This is a genomic window from Acidithiobacillus ferriphilus, from assembly GCF_028215975.1.
GTDB classification, from domain to species: Bacteria; Pseudomonadota; Gammaproteobacteria; order Acidithiobacillales; family Acidithiobacillaceae; genus Acidithiobacillus; species Acidithiobacillus ferriphilus.
In genome coordinates, this window is record NZ_CP116458.1 from 1,401,064 (window position 1) to 1,421,379 (window position 20,316).

General features: G+C 57.1%; 22 protein-coding genes and 1 other RNA gene. 2 read left to right on the forward strand and 21 right to left on the reverse strand.

All coding sequences use genetic code 11. From position 1 onward, the window contains the following. Positions 1-222: 222 nt before the first annotated feature. The 20 genes from PJU76_RS07035 to rpoE form a co-directional block, all read right to left on the reverse strand. The gene (locus tag PJU76_RS07035; RefSeq protein ID WP_271778939.1) at positions 223-468 is read right to left on the reverse strand and encodes a hypothetical protein; all 246 of its coding nucleotides are present in this window, start codon (positions 466-468) and stop codon (positions 223-225) included. A gap of 294 nt (positions 469-762) precedes the next feature. After that, complete coding sequence (locus tag PJU76_RS07040; RefSeq protein ID WP_215849875.1) at positions 763-1,416, reverse strand: phosphatase PAP2 family protein; 654 nt, start codon at positions 1,414-1,416, stop codon at positions 763-765. Between the two features lie 349 nt (positions 1,417-1,765). Continuing rightward, on the reverse strand, positions 1,766-2,335 hold the full coding sequence (locus PJU76_RS07045; protein WP_271778940.1) for a rusticyanin: 570 nt from the start codon (positions 2,333-2,335) through the stop codon (positions 1,766-1,768). 371 nt (positions 2,336-2,706) lie between these two features. Beyond that, positions 2,707-2,994, reverse strand: a complete 288-nt coding sequence (locus PJU76_RS07050) for a Fic family protein (protein ID WP_271778941.1) — start codon at positions 2,992-2,994, stop codon at positions 2,707-2,709. Positions 2,995-3,118: 124 nt separating this feature from the next. Further along, positions 3,119-3,482: a transfer-messenger RNA gene (gene ssrA, locus PJU76_RS07055) on the reverse strand. Positions 3,483-3,590: 108 nt separating this feature from the next. Then, positions 3,591-4,433, reverse strand: a complete 843-nt coding sequence (hslO, locus tag PJU76_RS07060; RefSeq protein WP_271778942.1) for an Hsp33 family molecular chaperone HslO — start codon at positions 4,431-4,433, stop codon at positions 3,591-3,593. Further along, positions 4,426-5,208: a tRNA 2-thiocytidine biosynthesis TtcA family protein gene (locus PJU76_RS07065; RefSeq protein ID WP_271778943.1), complete on the reverse strand. Its 783-nt coding sequence runs from the start codon at positions 5,206-5,208 to the stop codon at positions 4,426-4,428. The genes hslO and PJU76_RS07065 overlap by 8 nt, the downstream gene beginning before the upstream one ends. Continuing rightward, the gene (gene rfaE1, locus PJU76_RS07070) at positions 5,198-6,169 is read right to left on the reverse strand and encodes a D-glycero-beta-D-manno-heptose-7-phosphate kinase (RefSeq protein WP_271778944.1); all 972 of its coding nucleotides are present in this window, start codon (positions 6,167-6,169) and stop codon (positions 5,198-5,200) included. Before rfaE1 ends, PJU76_RS07065 begins: the two co-directional genes overlap by 11 nt. Then, complete coding sequence (locus PJU76_RS07075) at positions 6,150-7,472, reverse strand: UDP-glucose dehydrogenase family protein (RefSeq protein ID WP_271778945.1); 1,323 nt, start codon at positions 7,470-7,472, stop codon at positions 6,150-6,152. Before PJU76_RS07075 ends, rfaE1 begins: the two co-directional genes overlap by 20 nt. Before the next feature lie 3 nt (positions 7,473-7,475). Then, complete coding sequence (acpS, locus tag PJU76_RS07080; protein WP_271778946.1) at positions 7,476-7,868, reverse strand: holo-ACP synthase; 393 nt, start codon at positions 7,866-7,868, stop codon at positions 7,476-7,478. Then, positions 7,865-8,590 (reverse strand): pyridoxine 5'-phosphate synthase, encoded by a 726-nt coding sequence (gene pdxJ / locus PJU76_RS07085; RefSeq protein ID WP_271778947.1) that lies wholly within the window; start codon positions 8,588-8,590, stop codon positions 7,865-7,867. The genes acpS and pdxJ overlap by 4 nt, the downstream gene beginning before the upstream one ends. A 17-nt stretch (positions 8,591-8,607) precedes the next feature. After that, positions 8,608-9,354: a DNA repair protein RecO gene (gene recO / locus PJU76_RS07090; protein ID WP_271778948.1), complete on the reverse strand. Its 747-nt coding sequence runs from the start codon at positions 9,352-9,354 to the stop codon at positions 8,608-8,610. Then, positions 9,344-10,258, reverse strand: a complete 915-nt coding sequence (gene era, locus PJU76_RS07095) for a GTPase Era (protein WP_271778949.1) — start codon at positions 10,256-10,258, stop codon at positions 9,344-9,346. Before era ends, recO begins: the two co-directional genes overlap by 11 nt. Continuing rightward, positions 10,251-10,931: a ribonuclease III gene (gene rnc, locus PJU76_RS07100; RefSeq protein WP_064219696.1), complete on the reverse strand. Its 681-nt coding sequence runs from the start codon at positions 10,929-10,931 to the stop codon at positions 10,251-10,253. The genes era and rnc overlap by 8 nt, the downstream gene beginning before the upstream one ends. A 67-nt stretch (positions 10,932-10,998) precedes the next feature. Then, entirely contained in the window at positions 10,999-11,433 is a 435-nt protein-coding gene (locus PJU76_RS07105; RefSeq protein WP_271778950.1) for a DUF4845 domain-containing protein, read from the reverse strand. A gap of 74 nt (positions 11,434-11,507) precedes the next feature. Continuing rightward, positions 11,508-12,299: a signal peptidase I gene (gene lepB / locus PJU76_RS07110; protein WP_215861710.1), complete on the reverse strand. Its 792-nt coding sequence runs from the start codon at positions 12,297-12,299 to the stop codon at positions 11,508-11,510. Positions 12,300-12,366: 67 nt separating this feature from the next. Further along, positions 12,367-14,169, reverse strand: a complete 1,803-nt coding sequence (lepA, locus tag PJU76_RS07115; RefSeq protein ID WP_271778951.1) for a translation elongation factor 4 — start codon at positions 14,167-14,169, stop codon at positions 12,367-12,369. A 107-nt stretch (positions 14,170-14,276) separates the two neighbouring features. Beyond that, positions 14,277-15,761 carry a DegQ family serine endoprotease gene (locus PJU76_RS07120; protein WP_271778952.1) on the reverse strand — a complete coding sequence of 495 codons (1,485 nt, stop codon included), beginning with the start codon at positions 15,759-15,761 and terminating at the stop codon, positions 14,277-14,279. 125 nt (positions 15,762-15,886) lie between these two features. Continuing rightward, on the reverse strand, positions 15,887-16,552 hold the full coding sequence (locus PJU76_RS07125) for a sigma-E factor negative regulatory protein (protein ID WP_271778953.1): 666 nt from the start codon (positions 16,550-16,552) through the stop codon (positions 15,887-15,889). Continuing rightward, positions 16,549-17,175 carry an RNA polymerase sigma factor RpoE gene (gene rpoE, locus PJU76_RS07130; protein WP_081258100.1) on the reverse strand — a complete coding sequence of 209 codons (627 nt, stop codon included), beginning with the start codon at positions 17,173-17,175 and terminating at the stop codon, positions 16,549-16,551. The genes PJU76_RS07125 and rpoE overlap by 4 nt, the downstream gene beginning before the upstream one ends. Before the next feature lie 122 nt (positions 17,176-17,297). Between rpoE and nadB the strand changes: the two genes are divergently transcribed. Continuing rightward, the gene (nadB, locus tag PJU76_RS07135; protein WP_271778954.1) at positions 17,298-18,887 is read left to right on the forward strand and encodes an L-aspartate oxidase; all 1,590 of its coding nucleotides are present in this window, start codon (positions 17,298-17,300) and stop codon (positions 18,885-18,887) included. On the opposite strand, the gene PJU76_RS07140 is transcribed toward nadB, so the two are convergent. Beyond that, positions 18,832-19,362: a hypothetical protein gene (locus PJU76_RS07140; protein ID WP_271778955.1), complete on the reverse strand. Its 531-nt coding sequence runs from the start codon at positions 19,360-19,362 to the stop codon at positions 18,832-18,834. The genes nadB and PJU76_RS07140 overlap by 56 nt on opposite strands. Between PJU76_RS07140 and ygfZ the strand changes: the two genes are divergently transcribed. After that, positions 19,346-20,311 (forward strand): CAF17-like 4Fe-4S cluster assembly/insertion protein YgfZ, encoded by a 966-nt coding sequence (gene ygfZ, locus PJU76_RS07145; protein WP_271778956.1) that lies wholly within the window; start codon positions 19,346-19,348, stop codon positions 20,309-20,311. The genes PJU76_RS07140 and ygfZ overlap by 17 nt on opposite strands. Positions 20,312-20,316: the final 5 nt, after the last annotated feature.

Sequence of the window (20,316 nt, forward strand, 5' to 3'; positions counted from 1 at the left end):
GTTCACGTAGCCGCCCAAGCAAGGCAGGACGAACCACTTTGGCAATAACTTAGGGTAGGCAGAACAGCCCTTGAACTCTGCCAGGGACTTCGCTTTGGCCATCTGATCGACGTTCATCGAACTTTGACGGCGAGGCAGTGGCCCCCATGCTGTCATCACACTCTGGGTATATCCAGAACCCTAGTCACTGCTCATAGTCGAACCATCACTCGGCGCGGTTTATTAGCCCGCAGAAGAAGAATCGCTGCTGGTGGCACTTGCGTCAGGTGCCGCCGATTCCATCGGCATAGCAGCACCGCTGCTGTTCGTGGTGGTGGTCGCCGGGGCAGCAGATTCGGTGGTGGTAGTGGCACTACTGCCAGAAGCGGCAGTGGTATTTTCCTTTTTAGCACACGCCGAAGCAAGCGCGATGGCACTGGCGACAAGGATGATCCGGGCAACAGGCTTAATCTTAGCAATATCCAACATGTTTTAAACTCTCCTTACGTAGGTTACACGAGATGACAGCGTCAGTAGCTAATGGTATAGCGCAAATGACATCAGCATGGTAGCACTAATTTCTCCTGTGCCAAATACCGCCGATCGCAGCGCAAGCAAACGCTCACAGACCAAACGTGCTACAATCGCCACATGATCAGTGTCGTGAACCCATCTGATACCCGAAGAGCGGTTTGACCGTGGTGTCGATACCAGCCCTTGTGCGTTCAGCGATATCACGAATAAACCGGGGTTATGCCGCTTTGCATGACCTGTCCGCGCAGATTACTGGCGATTATAGAATGACAGATAGGCCGTCAGTCCCCCTAGCGTTAGACCAGCCAGCACATCCACCGCCACATGCTGACGTAAGGCCAGGGTGGAATATGCGATACCAGCACACCATATCCAATTGAAGAGGAGTACCCACAGCGGTGCGCTAAAGCGGCGTAGCAAGTGATGTAACCAGATACCCGAAAAAACGGCGGTGGCGACATGCAGCGAAGGGCAGGCATTGCCAGAAGCATCCATGCTTTTAAGGAAATCCACGTCGGGATAATGAGCCCAGTCGATATGGCTTGCGGGTACCACCGTGGGCCAAAAGTAGAAGATGATCAGCCCTACAAGGCATGTCCCGGCAATGGCCACGCCGTAGTCATACAGCTCACGCCGCGTCGCTAGCAATGCCGGGGGAAGGGAGACATAGACCCACAGTGACAAATATATGGGCAACGCCAGAGGTTGAAAGCCGATCAGATGATCCAGCAAGGTCCTTGGCATCACCGTTGGCGGATAGGCAGGGTCTTTGAGCAAATAGAAGTAGGCACCGAAAAATAGGCTAATGAAAAGCGTCGTTCCGATACTTTTGAGATACACATGCCTGGGTATTACCACTACGGCTTGACGGTACCAGGGCGTCTGCTGACTATTTTCGTTCAAGTCTTGATCTCCAAAGCCGGTTAAGCGCTAGTGTACCGCCACCAGTGCGCGCTGGATAATTTTGTCTTCCGGCGCCGGGGCATGCGCCTGGAACCCGACCCGAACCTGCCCATCTTAGCTCAATATCTAGTGCTTTCATGACCGCAAGCATCGTCTTCAAGGGTAAATTACCGTGCTCGCTGGACGATACTACGGGGGTTACAAAGGGTAGGCTGCACAGCACTATTACCGAGCAAAGCACTTTCGCCGGTAAAAGGGCGATAAAAAACCCGGCGAAGCCGGGCTGATCGTCTAAGCTAGAGATTTATAGCATAGAAAATTCGAAATAGGCGGACCTGCGAACGCTGCTTTATTTTACAATGATCTTGCCAAACATGCCCGTTGCCGCATGACCAGGGATCTGGCACACGTAGTAGTATGTGCCCGCTGCTGGGTGCCAGGTGAAGTCCGTGTATCCGAACCCCCCACTCTTGGGAACCGGACTAAATCCCGTACCTGCGATAATGGGGTTGATGACCGGCATAACTGCATAAGGCGGTCCCTTCTTGGTAATGTCTAAACTATGACCAAATCCCTTGTTGGTGTTGATGAAGGTGATATCCACGGTGGCGCCTGCGGGGATATCCAAGGTCGGATTTTGGACGTCATGAATTTCAAAGCTGGGGAATGGAAACCCCGGAAGGACGGCTGCCGCGACCACATGCACGGTTTTGCCGCTATAGGTTACCGTTTTGCCACTGACTTCCCCGCTATCCTTGGCCAACAAAGCTTTCACTTGCGGCAATGTAGCCATTTTCCAGGAAGTATCCAAAGGGGCTGCCATTGCGGTACTGATACCCAGAGCCGCGGCGAGAATGGTGGAAAGTCCTGCGGCGACATGCCGACCCTTATGCATCGTGGGTTTAATCTGTGTGTTCATGACCTTGTTCTCCTCAATCCTTCTTGTTAAGCAGTCACTATTTTGTTGATGGCACAATGCAGTGACCACACCATTGCCAAATTTGCTCACACCATGTTGACGCTAAAGCGACGCCACCCTGATGCGTCTTTTGACAAGCATTTACCGAGCACAAGTTGTGCCACACTACGAACCGGCCAGCTAAGGCACCGTTCAATGGCTTTGGCATAGTTTGGGTTTGTCGCTGCTTGTCGCTCGCCGGTGACAGGAAATCGCCAAGCGGCGGTTATACCTGCTGTGCGTATGTCGCTACAATGACAGTTATCATGTACCCGACCGCTGCGAGATTGACGTTGACTATCATCGAGAAAGTGAAATCGAACGGCCTGAGATTAATCACCCTGATAGATGCTGCGCCCACCGCCGGACGACTTCTTCAGCACGCCCAGTTCCAACAACTGCGTGATGTCGCGCAGCGCGGTATCGGGCGAGCACTTGGCAATGGTCGTCCACTTGCTGCTGGTGAGTTTCCCCTCGAAACCGTCGAGTAGCCGCCGGTTGAGCAGTTTCACCTGCCGCTCGTTCAACGGCATGCCCGCCCAGCGTTGCCAGAAACGCGCCTTCAGCAGCACGGCATCCAGCGTGTGTGGTCTGTGCGTTGGCAACGGTGCGTCGAGCACGGCGTAGTAATCCTTGCGCTCACGCTGGATCTGTGCCGACAGGCTGTAGAAGCGCTGCGGACTGCCGTCGGCGCGCGCCAGAAAAAATAAAGCCCCTAAATATCAGGGGCTTACTTATGGTCATTGGTGGAGGCGGCGGGAATTGAACCCGCGTCCGCAGTACCTAGACCACCGGATCTACATGCGTAGTTTGTCTATTGGCTTTAACCGCACCGCCCTCCGACAGACAGGATGACGACATGGCGATTCTGCTTTAATTTAGCATGCATCCCACAGACTAGAATGCGCACGATTCCGTGTTTCATGACCCCCCGCGCGCCTTTCGGCTCCGGATCCACAGACAAATCCGGGCAGAGGGCTCACTGCTTAAGCAGCGAGGGCGTAATTGCTGTCGTTGGCAATTATGAATCTGCGACCAGTTTTAAGAGCGAACCGCAGCTCTGCATGCACCGAAGGCTTCGCGACCTGCGTCGAAGCCGGTCGCCCCCTATTCACTTCATTGGACAAGAATACGGCCCAAAAGTTGCGCAGGCCAAAGCTCTCATCCACCGCCCAATACTACAGGAGAACCATCCGCCTGACTATGCCACAAACCGCTAGTGCAGCGGTTTGCCCGCCGCAAACAGCAATGCGATATCCGTATCCGCAAAACGATAGACCTCATGGCAGTATTCACAGGTGACGATGACTGCACCTTCTGTGGCCAACGTCTCTTCCGCTTCCGCTTGCCCCAGTGACACCAGCATCCGCTCTACCCGCTTACGGGAACAGGAACAGGAAAAGGTCAAAGGCTGCTCGGTATGCAAACGCACCGCCTCCTCCGGGAATATCTCCGGGAGAAACTGCTCAGGCTGCGCCTTCAGCAAAGACTGGTCCGATCCGATGGCGATAAACTGGGTAGCCACCCGCCAATCCTCGGCACGGAGTACGCCGGGTAGCCGTTGCAAGAAATAACCCCCGGCCTGCTGCGCCGCCACGTCTACCGCCAATCGGAAATAGGCGGGCGACTGCACCGACTCTGTAAAATAGGCATTCAGGGATGCCGTCAGCGTTTCCCGTAATACCACCAAACCCTGATAGCGATCCCGATCCATTCCCATGTCCACAGTGATGGCGAGCAGCGCATCGGGCAGATTCGAGAAATCCACCGTAGCGCCATCCTCCCAGCGACCGTAAGCCCGCATGCCACCCGCCGCCGTCATCTCCGCCACCAGCAGTTTCAACGGCCCCTTGCTCTGTATCTGCATGATCAAGCGCTCATAGTTTTTCTGGGTGGTAGCCAATAGCGCCAGGCCCACCAGCACTTCGCCCAGAAGCTTAGCCATGTCCTCCGGTCCAGAAAAATCCTGCAGCACCCGCGCGTAGATGTCGTCCAGGCGACAGCGTGCGCCCCGCAAGGGCAGCGTCTCCCAATAAAAACTCTGTGAAAAATCAGTCATGTGCTTCCTCGGATTCCAAACTTTCCAAACCCTGCCCCATCAGCGGCAACAAAGCACGCTGGAGCTGTTTAAACAGACGGGGATCGTATGCTTCCTGCGTGGCAAGGAGTTCTTTCATATGCTGACGCTCCGTCGGTTTGCCGAAACAGGCCGGACAATTTTCATGAATCACCGGCAAGGCTTGCTCCGTGGCAAACTGGCGCGTTTGCCTTTCCCGGCAGTACACCAAGGGGCGAATCACCCGTAAATCGCCTTCCCGCACCCGATAATGCGCCTTCATGGTGCGCAACTCACCGTTGTAAAACATGGACATGAAGAAGCTTTCGGCGAAATCATCCAGATGCTGACCAAGCGCCAGGACCTGATAGCCTTCGCGCCGCGCGCAGCGATACAAGACACCCCGCCGCATCCGCGCACAAAAACTGCAATAAGAGGGCCGTAGCAGGTGCTTTTGTGCCCGCTCGTAAATATTCTGTCGCTCCAGAAAATACGGAATACCCAGCGCCCGCAGATAAGGTACCAGCGGCTGTGGGTCATAATCCGGGCTCATGGGGTCGACGGTGGCCACACCCAACTCAAAAGGCACAGGGGATTGCCGTTGCATGGCCCGCAGCAGGTGCAGCAAGGTCAGCGAATCTTTTCCACCGGACAGGCCGAGCAGAATGCGATCCCCCGGCTGAATCATGCGGAAATCGGCAACCGCCCGACCGATTCGGCGCTGTAAAAGCTTCGGCACGGGCAGCCGGGGCAGAGTCGTCACCATCTCAATCTTCACGCATGGATTCCATCGCGGCCAACTCTTCCACCGTCACGACTGCCGCCCCCAGCTTGCCGACGACGATACCTGCTGCGCGGTTGGCCAGTTCCACTGCACGATCCATCGCCCAGCCCGCCGCGAGGGCCGTCGCCAGGGTTGCGATGACCGTGTCTCCGGCACCGGTCACATCAAAGACTTCCCGGGCCTGAGCCGGATGGTGATAGATGCTATCCTCCATAAAAAGGGTCATCCCTTCTTCGCCGCGCGTTACCAGCAGCGCCTCCAGTTGCAGAGATTCCCGCCACTGCTCGCCCAGTACGCGGAACTGCGCCTCACTCGCCCAGGTGCCCGCCACTGCCTGAAACTCGCTGAGATTGGGAGTAATAATGGTCGCACCCTGGTAAGGGCGATAATCCCTGCCCTTGGGATCGATCAGCACTGGAATACCTAGACTGCGCCCCAATGCCACCAGATATTCCACTTCCCGCAAGGCGCCCTTGCCGTAATCGGACAGCAGCAGTGCCTTGACATTGTTCAACAAGACCGGCGCCTGCTGACGCAATGCCTCGCTGTGGGCCTGGCTGGGCTGCGCCTCAAAATCCATGCGCAGGAGCTGCTGCTGGTGACCGATGACGCGCAACTTCACCGTCGTTGGACAGGCCTTATCAGGGATCAGCACTGTCTTGACCCCGGCTTCCGTCAGCAGCATACCCAAACGCTCACCCGCTCCGTCATCTCCGACCGGGGCCAGCAAAAGCGCATGCGCACCCAAGGCCAGCACATTCAGGGCGACGTTGGCGGCACCGCCGGGACGCTCCTCTTCCCGCCGCACCTGCACCACCGGCACCGGCGCTTCCGGGGATATACGTTCGACTTTGCCAAACCAGTAACGATCAAGCATCACATCGCCGACAATAGCCACCTGCGCCTGCGCCAGACTGTGCAAATCCCCGGCCATATCAGGGGCGTCCGATGGCATGGTAAATAAAACCTTCGGCGCGCACAGACGCCGGATCGTAAATATTGCGCCCGTCGACGATGAAAGGCTGGCGGAGGAGGCTGCGCATCCGTGCAAAATCGGGGCTGCGGAATTGCTGCCACTCGGTACAGATCACCAGTGCATCCGCGCCTTCACAGGCCGCATAGGGGTCCAGACAAAGCTGCAACGCGCACTGCTCACCATAAAGTCGCCGTGCCTCATCCATGGCCACCGGATCAAAAGCCTGCACATACGCACCACGTCGCCACAATGCTTCCATGAGCACCCGGCTGGGAGCCTCGCGCATGTCATCGGTATTGGGTTTGAAAGCCAGGCCCCAAACGGCAATGGTCTTGCCCGTAAGATCCTCGCCCAAAGCCCTCACCACTTTCTGCTCCAGGAGCTGCTTCTGACGATTATTCACCTTCTCCACCGCGGCCAAGAGGGGCACATCAAAGCCATGTTGCCGTGCACCATACTCCAGTGCCCGCACATCCTTCGGGAAGCAAGATCCGCCATAGCCGCAACCCGGATATATGAAGGCGTGGCCAATGCGGGGATCGGCGCCGATGCCGCGCCGTACCTGCTCGATATCCGCCCCCATCCGCTCCGCCAAACCCGCCAGTTCATTCATCAGCGAAATCCTAGTGGCGAGCATGAGATTGGCCGCATATTTAGTGAGTTCCGCTGATGCCGGGTCCATGACGATCAGGCGATCATGATTGCGGTTGAAGGGCGCATAGAGGGCGCGCATCCGCTCCGCTACCGCCCCGTTATCCGTGCCGACGATAATCCGGTCCGGCTTCATAAAATCTGCCACGGCGGCGCCTTCTTTCAGGAACTCGGGATTGGCGACTACATCAAAAGCAGTATCCGCCGCTCGCTCCTGCAAAACAGCGGCAATCCGGGTGCGCACTTTTTGCGCCGTGCCTACCGGCACTGTGGATTTATTGATAATGACGGCCGGACGTTGCAAACATTTGCCGATATCGCCAGCCACTGCCAGCACATGCCGCAAATCAGCAGAACCGTCTTCATCGGGCGGTGTCCCCACGGCAATGAAGAGAAAATCCCCATGGGTCACGCCCTCAGCGATATCTGTAGTGAAGCACAAGCGCCCGCTGGCGATACCTTCCTGCACGATGGCGGGCAAATCAGGCTCGTGGATGGGCACCTCACCGGTCCGCAGTCGCGCGACCTTATCGGCATCCACATCCACACACAGCACCTGGTTACCCACCTGCGCCAGACAGGCACCTGTGACCAGCCCCACATATCCGGTCCCCACCACCGTCACTTTCATCGCCTACCGCTCCCTTTGTTCCAGCACCACGACCGCCAGGGCATAGCGGCGTTCATCGCTGATGGACAGCCAACTGCGCACGCCATCGCCAAGCCCCCGTAAGAGCTGCTGCGCGCGGCCACCCAGGACCAGTTGCGGACGCCCGGCCGGGTCGTGGCCCACCTGCACATCCATCCAGCGCATTCCATCACTCATACCGCTGCCCAAGGCTTTAAACGTCGCTTCCTTAGCCGCGAAGCGCCGCGCCAGAAAAGCGGCGCCGGCGGCAGCCTCCCTCGGCATTTCCGCGGCCTCCAAAGGTCCCAGCAGACGCTCGGCCAAACGTCCCCCGAAGCGGGAATGGAGACGGGCCATCCGCTCTACAGCGACAATATCGGTCCCCATACCCACAATCATCCCCGCGCCTCAAGCATAAGCCGTTTCATATCCGCCACCGCCACCGCCATACCGACAAACAGTGCGTGGGCGATAATAGCATGGCCAATATTCAATTCCCGGACATTGGGAATCGCTGCTATAGCCTGCACATTATGGTAATCCAGACCATGTCCAGCATTCACCTGTAGACCGAGGCTATCGGCAAAGCTTACCGCACTGATGATCAGGCCTAGCTCTTCTGCACGGGCCGCCGCATCGGCGGCATTGGCATAGCGGCCCGTATGCAGTTCGACCGCGGGCGCTCCAGTTTCCATCGCCGCCTCTAGCTGAAAGGGATCGGGGTCAATGAACAACGATACCCTGATCTTGGCAGCGGCCAGACGCTGACAGGCCTCTTTGATACGCGGCAACTGTCCGGCAACGTCCAGCCCACCTTCGGTGGTCAGCTCCGCCCGGCGTTCCGGCACCAGACAACAATCACTGGGGGCCAGGCGCTCTGCCACGCGCAGAACACCTTCTTCTACCGCCATTTCCAGGTTAAGACGGGTACGCAGTGTCTGACTGAGAATTTCCACATCTCGTTCCAGAATATGCCGACGATCCTCACGCAGGTGCGTGGTAATGGCGTCCGCTCCGGCACGTTCCGCGACAAAAGCCGCCTCCACCGGATCTGGATAACGGGTACCACGCGCCTGCCGCAAGGTGGCCACGTGGTCTATATTTACCCCCAAAGCAATCATTCGCTGTGTTCCTCTCTTCATGTCGTCGACGTGAGCCGTGTTCTGCGCAAGTACGCCGCAAGGAGGCGGCGGCTCTCCAGCGGGCGCCCACCCAGATGGACTTGTAACTCCTGTTCCAGGCAGTGCCGCAAAGAGGGACCCCAGCCCCCCACAATTCGTGTCTGCATCGCCCCCTGCAACCAAGCCAAAGCGGCCGCCTCCAAGGTCACTACCGTGGCATCGGGCGCATGTGCCGGACAAAGCACCCCACGTTCTGCCTGGTAAAACCAGTGCTCTGAAAGCGTAGGATCAAGAGATCGGCCACACTTCGCGCAACGCCCCAGGTCGGGTGCCCAGCCCAGGTTTTCCAGCAGGCGCCGCTCGAAGCGCCGCAAATACCAACCCCCACCGGGTTCACCGCGTAATACCCTGATCGTTTCTTCATACACCAGAAAGAGCGCAGGAAAGGGATCCCCGCGCTGGGTGAGTCTTAACAGCAACTCGTTGATGTAAAAAAGGCTGAGGCTTTGCAAGCTATCGAGTGGCAGCGCTGGCCCAAGCTCTTCCGCCTGCGCCAGCACCGGTAATTCACCCCGCCCCAGCCAACGCACCCATAAGGGGCGCCCCGCCTCAATCCGCGCCAGCGGAGAGCGGGCGCGCCGGGCACCTTTGGCCAAGACCCCCAGCCGACCCTGTGTCTGCGTAAACAGTTCGACTACCAGACTGGTATCCCCGTAAGGGTAGCGATGCAAGACCCAGGCGCGATCACCGGCCTCAGTCGTCATACCCCAGCTCGCGCAGGATATTGCGGTCTTCCGACCACTGTTCCTTTTGCTTGACCCACAAGCCCAGCCAGACCCGCTCTTCGGTCAACTGCTGCAGCGTCTCCCGCGCCCGGCTGCCAATCACCCGCAACCGGCTGCCACCGTCACCTAAAATAATGGCCTTCTGCCCCGGCCGTCGACAATAAATAGTCGCCTCGATGCGCTGCTGACCGTATTCCACCTGATAGCTTTCAATGGCAACCGCTGTATCGTAGGGCAGTTCGGCGCCCAGTTGCCGGAAGATTTGCTCGCGGATGATTTCTGCCGCCATAAACCGCAGGTTGCGATCGGTGACCTGATCCTCCGGGAAAGACGCCGGTGCCGGCGGTAACAGGGGCACCAACACATCGGCCAGACGCTCCACATCAGCCGCCTTGCGCGCCGACAGCGGTATGACCGCCGCGAATTCTCCACGCTCCGCCAACGTCTGCAAATAAGGAAACAGACGCTCCTTGGCCGTCACCCGATCCACTTTGTTCACCACGACCACCAGCGGAATGCCGGCCCGCTGTAACCAGCGCAAGGCCTCCGCATCATCATGGGTCCAGAGCAGCGCTTCTACCACCAGCACGCCCAGATCCGCAGACTCCAACGCCCCCCTGGTAGCCCGCAGCAGATGCCGGTTCAGACTGCGATAACCACTATGCACGCCCGGTGTATCCAGAAACAATAGTTGTCCGTCGGGGCGAGTCAGTATTCCAAGAATCTGGTCACGCGTTGTCTGCGGACGCGGTGCGGTGATACTGATTTTTTGCCCAACCAGATGGTTCAGCAGGGTAGATTTACCGACGTTAGGGCGCCCGAGCAGCGCCACATACCCACTGCGATATCCTTCGTCAGGAACGACATCCGTAACATCATTCACGCGCGGCCACCTGTAGTTGCGCCAACATCAGCGCTGCGGCCTGTTGTTCCGCTTTCCGTCGACTGCCATCCTCAGCTTCGGTAGCCTCGGCGCCCGGCACATTACAACGCGCCACAAAACGTCGTTCATGGGCCTGCCCTTTTTCTGCCACCAAAGCATATATGGGAAGAGGACGTCCCTGCCCCTGCAAGAATTCCTGTAGGCGCGTTTTGGGATCACGCAACTCTTCATCGCTCAGATGATCGGTCATCAGGGGTTCAACCAGTTGCGCGACAATACCTTCTGCCGCCGAAAAACCGCCATCAAGAAAGGCCGCGCCAATTACCGCCTCCAGGGCGTCAGCCCGAATGGAGTCGCGCCGCGCGCCACCACTACGTATTTCTCCGGATCCAAGGATCAGAAAATCGGCCAGGGCAATCTTTCCGGCTATATCCGCCAGGGTTTCCTCACGAACCAGCCGCGCCCGCATCCGCGACAGGTCTCCTTCGCTCACCTTGGGAAAGCGGGCATAAAGCTTCGCCGCCACCACGAAGTTCAACGCGGCATCACCCAGAAATTCCAGCCGTTCATTGTGCTGGGCACCAGCACTCCGATGTGTCAGCGCTTGCGATAGCAAGGACTGCTCACGAAAATGATAGCCGACCGATTTTTGCAGCCCTTCTAAGACACCCATAAACGCAGACTCAGCAATCCAAACATGTGAAGAAAGAACAACTATATCATACACGGAAAAGCCTTTTTTAATGCCCTATGGCTTTAAAATGCAGTAGCAGACTGATATTGGCTATCAAGGGCACAATCTTGTCATAACTGACGGTGATCAACGTCTGGCCCGTACCATTTCTCTCGATCCGAATGTCTTTCTGCGGGATATTGATCATGGCCACCCTCAGACGATCATTCAGGTCATGGCGAATTTGTGATGAGGACACCCCCGGCCCAGACTGCCGCGCCTGATGACTGACGATATTTTTCAAGGACCAGTAATCGTAGTAGAGCGGCATCACCTTCACTACAAAGGCAACAGTAAGTACCAAGATCAACAGCCAGAAAATCACGCCGATGAGTGAGATACCTGCCTCCCCGGAATGCTGTGGTGTTACGGATCGTGCACCTTGAACACGCTGGCCAAAGATTTTCTTCATGAACTGGTCGTCTACAATCGATTTGCGCATTCCGAACCCTCCGGAGGCCGATGGATCCATCCATTTAGTCCTGAATCAGGATTTTGCAAGTGCAACCCTCACCCTCAGGAGACCCCGTCCAGAGAACGACCAATCTGCTTCCAGCGGATGGCCCAGTCCTCGGCATTCCAGGAGAACCACACGAACATCGCCTTTCCGACGATATTACGCTCTGGCACCACACCCCAGAAACGGCTGTCATTACTATTATCACGGTCATCGCCCATCATGAAATAGGAATGGGGCGGCACCTTGTAAGGGCCAAAATTCATCTGGGCTTCCGGTGTGTCAAATTCGATAATATGGAACTTGTGGCCCCCAAGTTCCTGCTCATATTCTTTGGTGGGAATCACCATGCCTTCGGCACCCTTCCCTTCCGGCCGATAATCAAAGGTTCGGATAAACTTTTGCGGCACCAGTTTATTGTTGATATAGAGGGCATTTCCCTTCACCTCGATCGTGTCGCCCGGCAGGCCGATAACCCGCTTGATGTAGTCGACATGTGGATTCTTGGGATACCGAAACACCATAACATCACCCGCCTCTACCGGGCTGCCCTGGGTAATGGGAGTATGAATCAAGGGTAGCCGCAATCCCCACTGGAATTTGTTGACCAACACAAAGTCCCCCACCCGCAAAGTTGGGATCATGGATCCGGAGGGTATCTGAAAAGGCTCAAATAGAAAGGCACGGATCAGGAAAACAATAAGCAATACTGGAAAAAAACTCCGAGCATACTCGACAACTATGGACTCTCTGGCTTCCGCAGGTCGATTCTTTCGCAAAAACAAGAGATCCACCAGCCAGATCAGGCCGGAAAGCACAACCGCCAGAAACAACCCAAGGGTAAAATCCATTCAGCACCTATCCTTCACTCTGCGCCTTACCACAATCAGCTTCCGCATTCAGCTCACGGAGCGCGTTTTATCTTTTGTCAGTTTTCAGTATTGCCAGAAAAGCTTCTTGAGGAATCTCCACATGACCAATCTGCTTCATGCGTTTTTTACCCTCCTTTTGTTTCTCCAGCAATTTACGTTTACGGGAAATGTCACCGCCATAACACTTGGCCAACACATTCTTGCGCATGGCTTTGACCGACTCCCGGGCGATCACCCGAGCGCCGATTGCTGCTTGTATTGCCACCTCAAACATCTGTCGGGGGATCAGATCACGCAATCTGGTTACCAATTCCCGACCTCGCCGCTCGGACACATCGCGATGGACAATCCAGGACAACGCATCCAGCTTTTCGCCGTTGATCAAAATGTCCATTTTCACCAGTGGTCCGCTTTCAAAGCGCGCGAATTCATAATCCATGGAGGCATAGCCGCGACTCACCGATTTGAGGCGGTCAAAAAAATCCAAAACCACCTCATTGTGGGGCAGTTCATAACGCAGCATAACCTGCCCACCCGTAAACTGCATATTTTTCTGCCGCCCGCGCCGCTCTTCGCAGAGCGCGATCACTGGTCCGAGATAAGCTTCCGGCACCAAAATATTTGCCGTAATTACCGGCTCTTGAATGTCCGCAATCTGCTGTATGGGCGGCAAATCGGCAGGATTAGAGATCTTCAGTACCTGCCCGTCCGTGGTAATCACCTGATAGATGACGGTCGGCGCGGTGCTGATCAACTCCAACTGATACTCCCGCTCCAAGCGCTCCTGCACGATTTCCATGTGCAACAGCCCCAAAAATCCGCAACGGAAACCAAAGCCCAGGGCTTGTGAAGTCTCCGGCTCAAACTGCAATGCCGCATCATTCAGCCGCAATTTCTGCAGCGCCTCGCGAAAATTTTCATAGTCCGCCGAGTCCACGGGATAAAGCCCGGTGAACACCTGTGGCTGCACCTCGCGAAAACCCGGCAGCGGCGCACTTGCGGGGCGGTCCTGCTCCGTCAGCGTATCCCCCACCCGGGCGCCTTCAATGGTCCGCACGCCCGCGATGACAAAGCCCACCGCACCGGTCTCCAGCACCGGAACAGTCAGGGATTTTGGGGTGAAAACACCGACCTTTTCAACCACATAAGATTTCTGCCCCACCATCGTCAGGATACGCTGGCCCGGACGGAGCGAACCATTCATCACCCGCACCAGAACCACGGTCCCCAGGTAATTATCGAACCAAGAATCGATGATAAGGGCCTGTAGCGGCGCACCCGGCTCGCCTTGGGGCGGCGGGATACGCTCCACCACCCGCTCCAAAATCTCCCGAATACCGACGCCCTCCTTGGCACTGGCCTCCACGGCATCGTCAGCAGGCAGCCCGACAATTTCTTCGATCTCCTTGCGCACCCGCTCCGGATCGGCAGCTGGCAAATCAATCTTGTTCAGGATAGGTAGAATCTCCAGATCATGTTCGAGCGCCGTATAACAATTAGCCACACTTTGCGCTTCCACACCCTGCGAAGCGTCCACGACCAACAGTGCCCCTTCACAGGCGGCCAGCGAACGGCTGACCTCGTAAGAAAAATCCACATGGCCCGGCGTATCAATGAGATTAAATTGGTACTCCTGCCCATCTGCGGCGCGGAACTGCAAGCGTACACTCTGTGCCTTGATAGTGATTCCGCGTTCCCGTTCGATGTCCATGGTATCCAGCACCTGACTGGACATTTCCCGCTCGGTCAGCGCCCCGCAAAGACGAATAAACTGATCCGCGAGCGTGGATTTGCCGTGATCCACGTGGGCGATAATAGAAAAATTACGAATATGTTGCTGTGCAGTCATATGACCTGTCAATCCGTGGGCGTCCGGCGGGCAGTACCGCCGCGCCGGGCACCATAACAAAAAGGGCTGGTGCACAAACACCCAGCCCCTCGCAGCTACTGCCTGCATCAATGCGGCAGCGAAAGTACCAGATAAAAACTCCCCTCACCGCGCCGCACCAGCACCGGTATCGGCTGGCCTGCCGGCAACACCGCCACCAGCTTCTGCAAATCGGCGGCATTGGTAATCCGCTGTTGTGCCACCTGCAAAATCACATCACCGGGACGAATGCCGGCTTCCGCTGCCGGACCCACACCAACACCGAGGACGAGAACGCCGGTATTCACATTCAGTTGCTTACGTGCTTCCGCTGTCAGCGGCCCCACCTGCACGTTCAGTCGTTTGACTTCGCCCTTCTGCGCCGGTCTGCCGGGCGCGGTGGATTCGGCCGCGTTCTCCAGATTACCGGGCAGACTCTCTACCACGATATTGAGGACCATGGGTTTACCATCACGGATGACACCCAATTTCGCCTTGAAGCCGGCCGGCAATGCACCCACCAGCGGCGGCAACTGACCTGAGTTATAGATGGATTGGCCATCAAAGGAAACAATGACATCCCCTGGACGCAGCCCCGCCTTGGCGGCCGGACCATCTGGTACCACCTGTGACACCAGTGCACCTACCGGCTCTTTCATGTGGAAAGACCTGGCGAGATCCATGCTGACGTCCTGAATCATGACTCCGAGCCAGCCAAAATGCACTTTCTGATGTAACTTTAACTGCTTGACGGCATCCATAGCGACATTAATGGGGATAGAGAAGGACAAGCCCATGTAGCCGCCACTGCTGGTATAAATTTGGTCGTTGATACCGACCACCTGACCACGCATGTTGAAAAGCGGGCCACCGGAGTTGCCGGGGTTTATCGGCACGTCCGTTTGAATAAACGGGATATAGGGGTCATCCGGCAAAGGCCGCGAGGTCGCGCTGACCACACCCTGGGTCACGCTGTTCTCAAAGCCAAAGGGCGATCCTACCGCCAGTACCCATTGCCCGACCTCCAACTTGCCGGAGTCACCAATTTGTACCGTTGGCAGATTCTTCGCATCAATTTTAAGCAAAGCAACGTCCATGCGCGTCGATAACCCCACCAAGTGGGCGGTGTATTGATGATGATTGGTGAGACTGACGATGATCTTCTGGGCACCCTTCACCACGTGCGCCGCCGTCACAACATAACCATCGGAACTGACGACAAATCCAGAGCCCAGAGACTGCACTTGATATTTCTGACCGGCTCCGGGCCTTCCCTGAAGGCCACCCGGCTGCCCCGGCGCACCAAAGAAGGGAGCAAAAAACTGATTCAAGGGAGAGTTTGGTGGGAATGGCGAACCCGTGTTGCGCGCCACCTTGGTCTCCGTCGTGCTGATGTTCACCACAGCAGGTCCATACTGTTTGACGATGGGCGTAAAATCAGGCAAGCCCACCAATGCCTGACCACTGGTACCGGCAGCATCCGCCCAAGCAGGCGCCACCATCCCTACGCTCAGGCCAAAACCTACACAAAGCGCCACCGCAAGGCGCTGTCTACCCAGCACACGATTTTTCAAGAAACCCCCTCCCAACCATCCAATTTATTACCGTGTCTATCATCTCGGTATCTGCTGTACTTAGCAACAGGCACGGCCCCCCTCTCGACTATGCGCACTGACGTGTATTGTAACTGACGCTGATTCTAGGGATTACCTGCAGGAAAAGCCATGGAAGCTGCGCTGATACCCGCTGCAGGCGTATAGCCCGCGCTCTCCAGACCGGCCTGACCTGAGTCATAGGCGGTAAAAATTTGTGAAGGGGCTAGGTAATTACCACCGCCAGGCACCCAGAGCCGTTGTATATCTCTCTGGATAAGTACATCTGCACCAGAGCCCCGCGGCGTGAAGCCTGCTACGGGACGTAAATGAAATTCATCACTGCGGGACGAAAAGCCTCTCAGCATGGCTGTCGTAGCGTAATGACCGGATCCGTCTCTGGCAACCGATTGATCTGATGCGATATTGTTCGGAAAGACGCCCACCAAAGTCACCGACACCACCAACACTGCAGCAACGGAACCCGCTTTCATCCAGAAGCTCCAGGAAATACCCCGCCGTCGCCCGGTTTGCGGGGCCAGGATACTGGGCTCGCTCATAATCGCCCAGGCAACCCGGTCTGCGAAGTCGGCCGACGCTAATTGGACCCCATTCCGGTCATTTTGCAGAAGAAAAGAGACGCGGTACTGAGACTCCCAAGCCTCTCGTAATCCGCGCTCACTTTGCAAACGCGTGGCCAAGCGGTTGGCGCGCAGACCTGTCAGCTCGCCCTCCATGAACGCCATCAGTTCTTTTTGCGTTTCATCGTTCATGATTTTTCCTGCTCTAACAACGGGGCCAAAACCTTGGCAATTGATTCACGCGCTCGAAAAATTCGGGACCTTACCGTCCCCACCGGGCACTCCATGACCTGAGCGATTTCGTCGTAACTCAAGCCTTCAAATTCCCGCAAGGTCACCGCCGTGCGCAAATCCTCCGGCAACGCTGCCAATGCCGTATCGATATGTTCTGCCAATTCCTTACTAAGCAGCAACCCTTCCGGGGTATCATATTCTCTTAGTCCATCGGCACTGGCAAATTGTTCCGCATCTTCTGTTTCTGCATCCACAATAGAAACCTGGCGGCCCTGGGCTACGAGGTGATTTTTTGCCGTATTGACGGCAATGCGGTACAACCAGGTATAGAAAGCGCTATCGCCACGGAAATTGGCGAGCGCACGATAGGCTTTGACAAAAGCTTCCTGGGCCACATCTTCAGCCTCCTCGGGCGTGCGCACGAAACGTCCGACCAGGGAAATCACCTTGTGCTGGTATTTGCGTACGAGGAGATCAAATGCCCCCTTCTCTCCCTTTTGCACGCGCTGGACGAGGAGCAGGTCACTAGGTGCGCCATGCTCCTGACCACCCGCCGTGCTGCGTCCCATAATCTTACCCATTCGGCCTTTTCCTTCCCTTTGTTCTTTAGGTGCCGTTCTTCACCTTATCAGGCTGTCATCGTATCATGACCCCTCCCAATTCACGCAACGCTGACGCCCAACCCCCTCTCCCAGGACAGCAAATGCCTTTTTTCGACTTTCTCATTATCGGTTCCGGCGCCGCCGGACTCAGCGCCGCCCTGGGGCTTAGCCGCCTCGGGCAAGTAGGCATTGTGAGCAAAGGACGGGCGAATGATTCCGCCAGCGACTGGGCGCAGGGCGGCATCGCCGCGGTCATGGATATGGACCACGACAGCATTGCCCTACACATCGAGGATACGCTGGGAGCCGGTGCCGGACTATGTCACCCGGAGGCAGTCCGGCAAATCATTGGCCACGGCACGGAGGCGGCGCATCAATTAATTGACTGGGGAGTGCCTTTTGATCGCCAACCGGACGGAAACTGGCATCTCACCCGTGAGGGTGGACACCAGGCGCGCCGAGTACTACACAGCGCCGATACCACCGGCCACGCCATCGAGAGCACCCTACTGCGAAGAGCTATGGCCGAGCCTGCCGTACAGATAGCTGAAGAACACTACGCCAGCGATCTTTGGCTCAGCGAAGGTCGTTGCGCGGGCGCCTGGGTACTCGCTCCCGGGAGCGACCGTTCGGAGTTGTGGTCGGCACGGGCGGTGATTCTCGCCAGTGGCGGTGCCGGTCAGTTGTATCTGCACACCAGTAATCCGCTGGTGGCCACTGGGGACGGCATCGCACTCGCCTATCGGGCGGGCGCGGAAATCGCCAACCTGGAGTTTGTCCAGTTTCACCCCACTACGCTCTACCGACCAGGTAGTGCGCCTTTTTTGCTTTCTGAGGCCTTACGCGGTGAGGGAGCGCTTTTGCGCCTGCCGGACGGCAGTGCCTTTCTGGAGCATTATGACCCCCGTGCCGAGCTGGCACCGCGGGATATTGTCGCGCGTGCGATTGATACCGAGATGAGACAGCGTCACCTCGCCTATGTCACTCTGGACATCAGCGCACAGCCCAGCACTCTGGTGCAGCAGCATTTCCCAGCGATTTCCGCGTACTGTCGGGCACAAGGCTATGATCTGACGCGGGAACCGATCCCGGTAGTCCCTGCCGCCCACTATACCTGCGGCGGTGTGGTCGTAGACGCGGCGGGACGCAGCACTATCCCAGGACTCTATGCGGTGGGTGAGGTCAGCTCCACCGGACTGCACGGAGCCAATCGTCTCGCCAGCAATTCATTACTGGAATGTGTGGTGGGTGCGGCAGCGATCGTCGCTGACCTGGAAGGACAGTCGCACCTGCCCGATTGCCCACGTCAAATACCCGGACATTTGACGGAGCAATCAGCAACGGCCACACCAGAAATAGACATCGCAGCCTTGCGGCAGACATTGCAGGCAGGCATGTGGCAAGCAGCCGGTATTATCCGCAACGATGAAAGCCTGCGGTCCGCCAGCGCACTCTGGCATGAATTGGCCGCGCGCATTGGCGATAACCTGTACGGGCCGCGGCCCTATCAGGAACTGCGCAATCTGCGCCAGTGCGCGGAAATTCTCACCCGTTCCGCGCTGTTACGCGAAGAATCCCGTGGCTGTCATTTCAACAGTGACCACCCACAACTTCGGAGTGTGGCAGCGGATAGCATCAGTCAACGGGATCAGCAGGGTCCGATACTGCGTCCCATTCCTGGCGCAATCTGAGCCGCCAACGCCGCCACAGATCATCACCTGCCGTGAAAAAGGCGATCAACACGAGGCGGCGACCATCGTCATCCTGTAGGAGGATCATTCCCAGGCGCGGGTGCAAAAATGGGCGGGCGCGATGCTGAACAGACACCACGCTACCATCCTCCATTTTTACGCGCAGATCGCTCTCTATACCGAGCAAGATCGCCTCCGGCACGGCCTGGTCGACACGTTGACGCAGAAGGCAGTGCCAGACGGCCCATGCCAACACCACGGCGAGCAGCGCCAAACCCCAGCGCCAATCGTGGCCCATCGTAAAACCTGCGCAGAGCAAAGCCAGTGCACAGGGAAGATTCTGTAGCCAGCGCTGCCGTCGGGCACCGCCAAAGGAAAGAATCGGTAGGACTTTGTCGCTGTCATCCATAGGGGTATGATTGGGGCCATGCTGTTTCAGCAACCGGGAGTCCGATCGTATGCCTTCAGCCGTCATTACCTTTACCCCCCTGCGTACGGAACTGGGCCTGATTCATGCCCACGGCGTGGATGCCGAAAAGTTTTTACAAGGGCAATTCTCTAACGATCTGCATGCCCTGGCCAGTGGTCACGGCCAGTGGAGCAGCTACAGTACGGCTAAAGGGCGCATGATCGCCAATTTTTACGTGCAGCGCGACGGCGACGGCTTTTGGCTGAGTCTGGCCGCCGATATGGCCGACATAGTCATCGAGCGGCTGCGTAAGTTCCGGATGATGGCCAAGCTGGAGATTGAGCGGGGGGAACCAGAATTCGCGTTATTCGCTGTCTCGGGTAGAGGTGCCGGTGATCTGCTTGGCCATGCCCTCGGGCTTGTGGCGCCGGAAACCGGCAACAGCGGGTTGGTCCACAACGACAGGATCATCACCCGTCTGCCCTGGGTGAATGCGGAAGCCTTTCTGATCATTTTGCCCGCATCCCGTGCGGAAGCACTCAGCGCAGGGCTGACAGCGGCTGGTGCGCGGGCCGGATCAGCGGAAGATTGGCGACTGCAGGCCATCCATGCCGGCGTCGGCATGATCAGCAGCGCCACCACAGAAAAAGTTATTCCCCAGGAACTGAATCTGGAGGTATTGGGCGGCATCAATTTCAAGAAGGGCTGCTATCCGGGGCAAGAGATTGTCGCGCGTTCCCACTATCTCGGCAAACTCAAGAACCAGACCTACCGGATCTCGGCCCGGGCGCCACTGCGAGCAGGTGAAGAAATTTTCAGTGCCAACATGGGGGAGCAAAGTATTGGCGTCGTTATTAATACGGCACCGGATCCTCAAGATGGCTTTGCCGCGCTGGCGGTTTTACGCGCCGCTAACACCGGGGAAACCCTGGTGGCTGGGACGCCGGATGGTACCCCTTTGAGCTTGGGGAAGCTTCCTTATACCCTACCCCTGGACGTCGCCAAAGAGGGATAGTCATC

Coding starts and splice junctions, on each gene's coding strand:
- PJU76_RS07105 (WP_271778950.1), bottom strand. CDS start 11,433: ATGCGCAAATCGATTGTAGACGACCAGTTCATGAAGAAAATCTTTGGC.
- nadB (WP_271778954.1), top strand. CDS start 17,298: ATGCCTTTTTTCGACTTTCTCATTATCGGTTCCGGCGCCGCCGGACTC.
- lepB (WP_215861710.1), bottom strand. CDS start 12,299: ATGGATTTTACCCTTGGGTTGTTTCTGGCGGTTGTGCTTTCCGGCCTG.
- PJU76_RS07125 (WP_271778953.1), bottom strand. CDS start 16,552: ATGAACGATGAAACGCAAAAAGAACTGATGGCGTTCATGGAGGGCGAG.
- ygfZ (WP_271778956.1), top strand. CDS start 19,346: ATGCCTTCAGCCGTCATTACCTTTACCCCCCTGCGTACGGAACTGGGC.
- PJU76_RS07035 (WP_271778939.1), bottom strand. CDS start 468: ATGTTGGATATTGCTAAGATTAAGCCTGTTGCCCGGATCATCCTTGTC.
- hslO (WP_271778942.1), bottom strand. CDS start 4,433: ATGACTGATTTTTCACAGAGTTTTTATTGGGAGACGCTGCCCTTGCGG.
- rpoE (WP_081258100.1), bottom strand. CDS start 17,175: ATGGGTAAGATTATGGGACGCAGCACGGCGGGTGGTCAGGAGCATGGC.
- lepA (WP_271778951.1), bottom strand. CDS start 14,169: ATGACTGCACAGCAACATATTCGTAATTTTTCTATTATCGCCCACGTG.
- PJU76_RS07140 (WP_271778955.1), bottom strand. CDS start 19,362: ATGACGGCTGAAGGCATACGATCGGACTCCCGGTTGCTGAAACAGCAT.
- PJU76_RS07075 (WP_271778945.1), bottom strand. CDS start 7,472: ATGAAAGTGACGGTGGTGGGGACCGGATATGTGGGGCTGGTCACAGGT.
- recO (WP_271778948.1), bottom strand. CDS start 9,354: ATGACGACTGAGGCCGGTGATCGCGCCTGGGTCTTGCATCGCTACCCT.
- pdxJ (WP_271778947.1), bottom strand. CDS start 8,590: ATGATTGCTTTGGGGGTAAATATAGACCACGTGGCCACCTTGCGGCAG.
- acpS (WP_271778946.1), bottom strand. CDS start 7,868: ATGATTGTGGGTATGGGGACCGATATTGTCGCTGTAGAGCGGATGGCC.
- PJU76_RS07045 (WP_271778940.1), bottom strand. CDS start 2,335: ATGAACACACAGATTAAACCCACGATGCATAAGGGTCGGCATGTCGCC.
- rfaE1 (WP_271778944.1), bottom strand. CDS start 6,169: ATGCCATCGGACGCCCCTGATATGGCCGGGGATTTGCACAGTCTGGCG.
- rnc (WP_064219696.1), bottom strand. CDS start 10,931: ATGGGTGTCTTAGAAGGGCTGCAAAAATCGGTCGGCTATCATTTTCGT.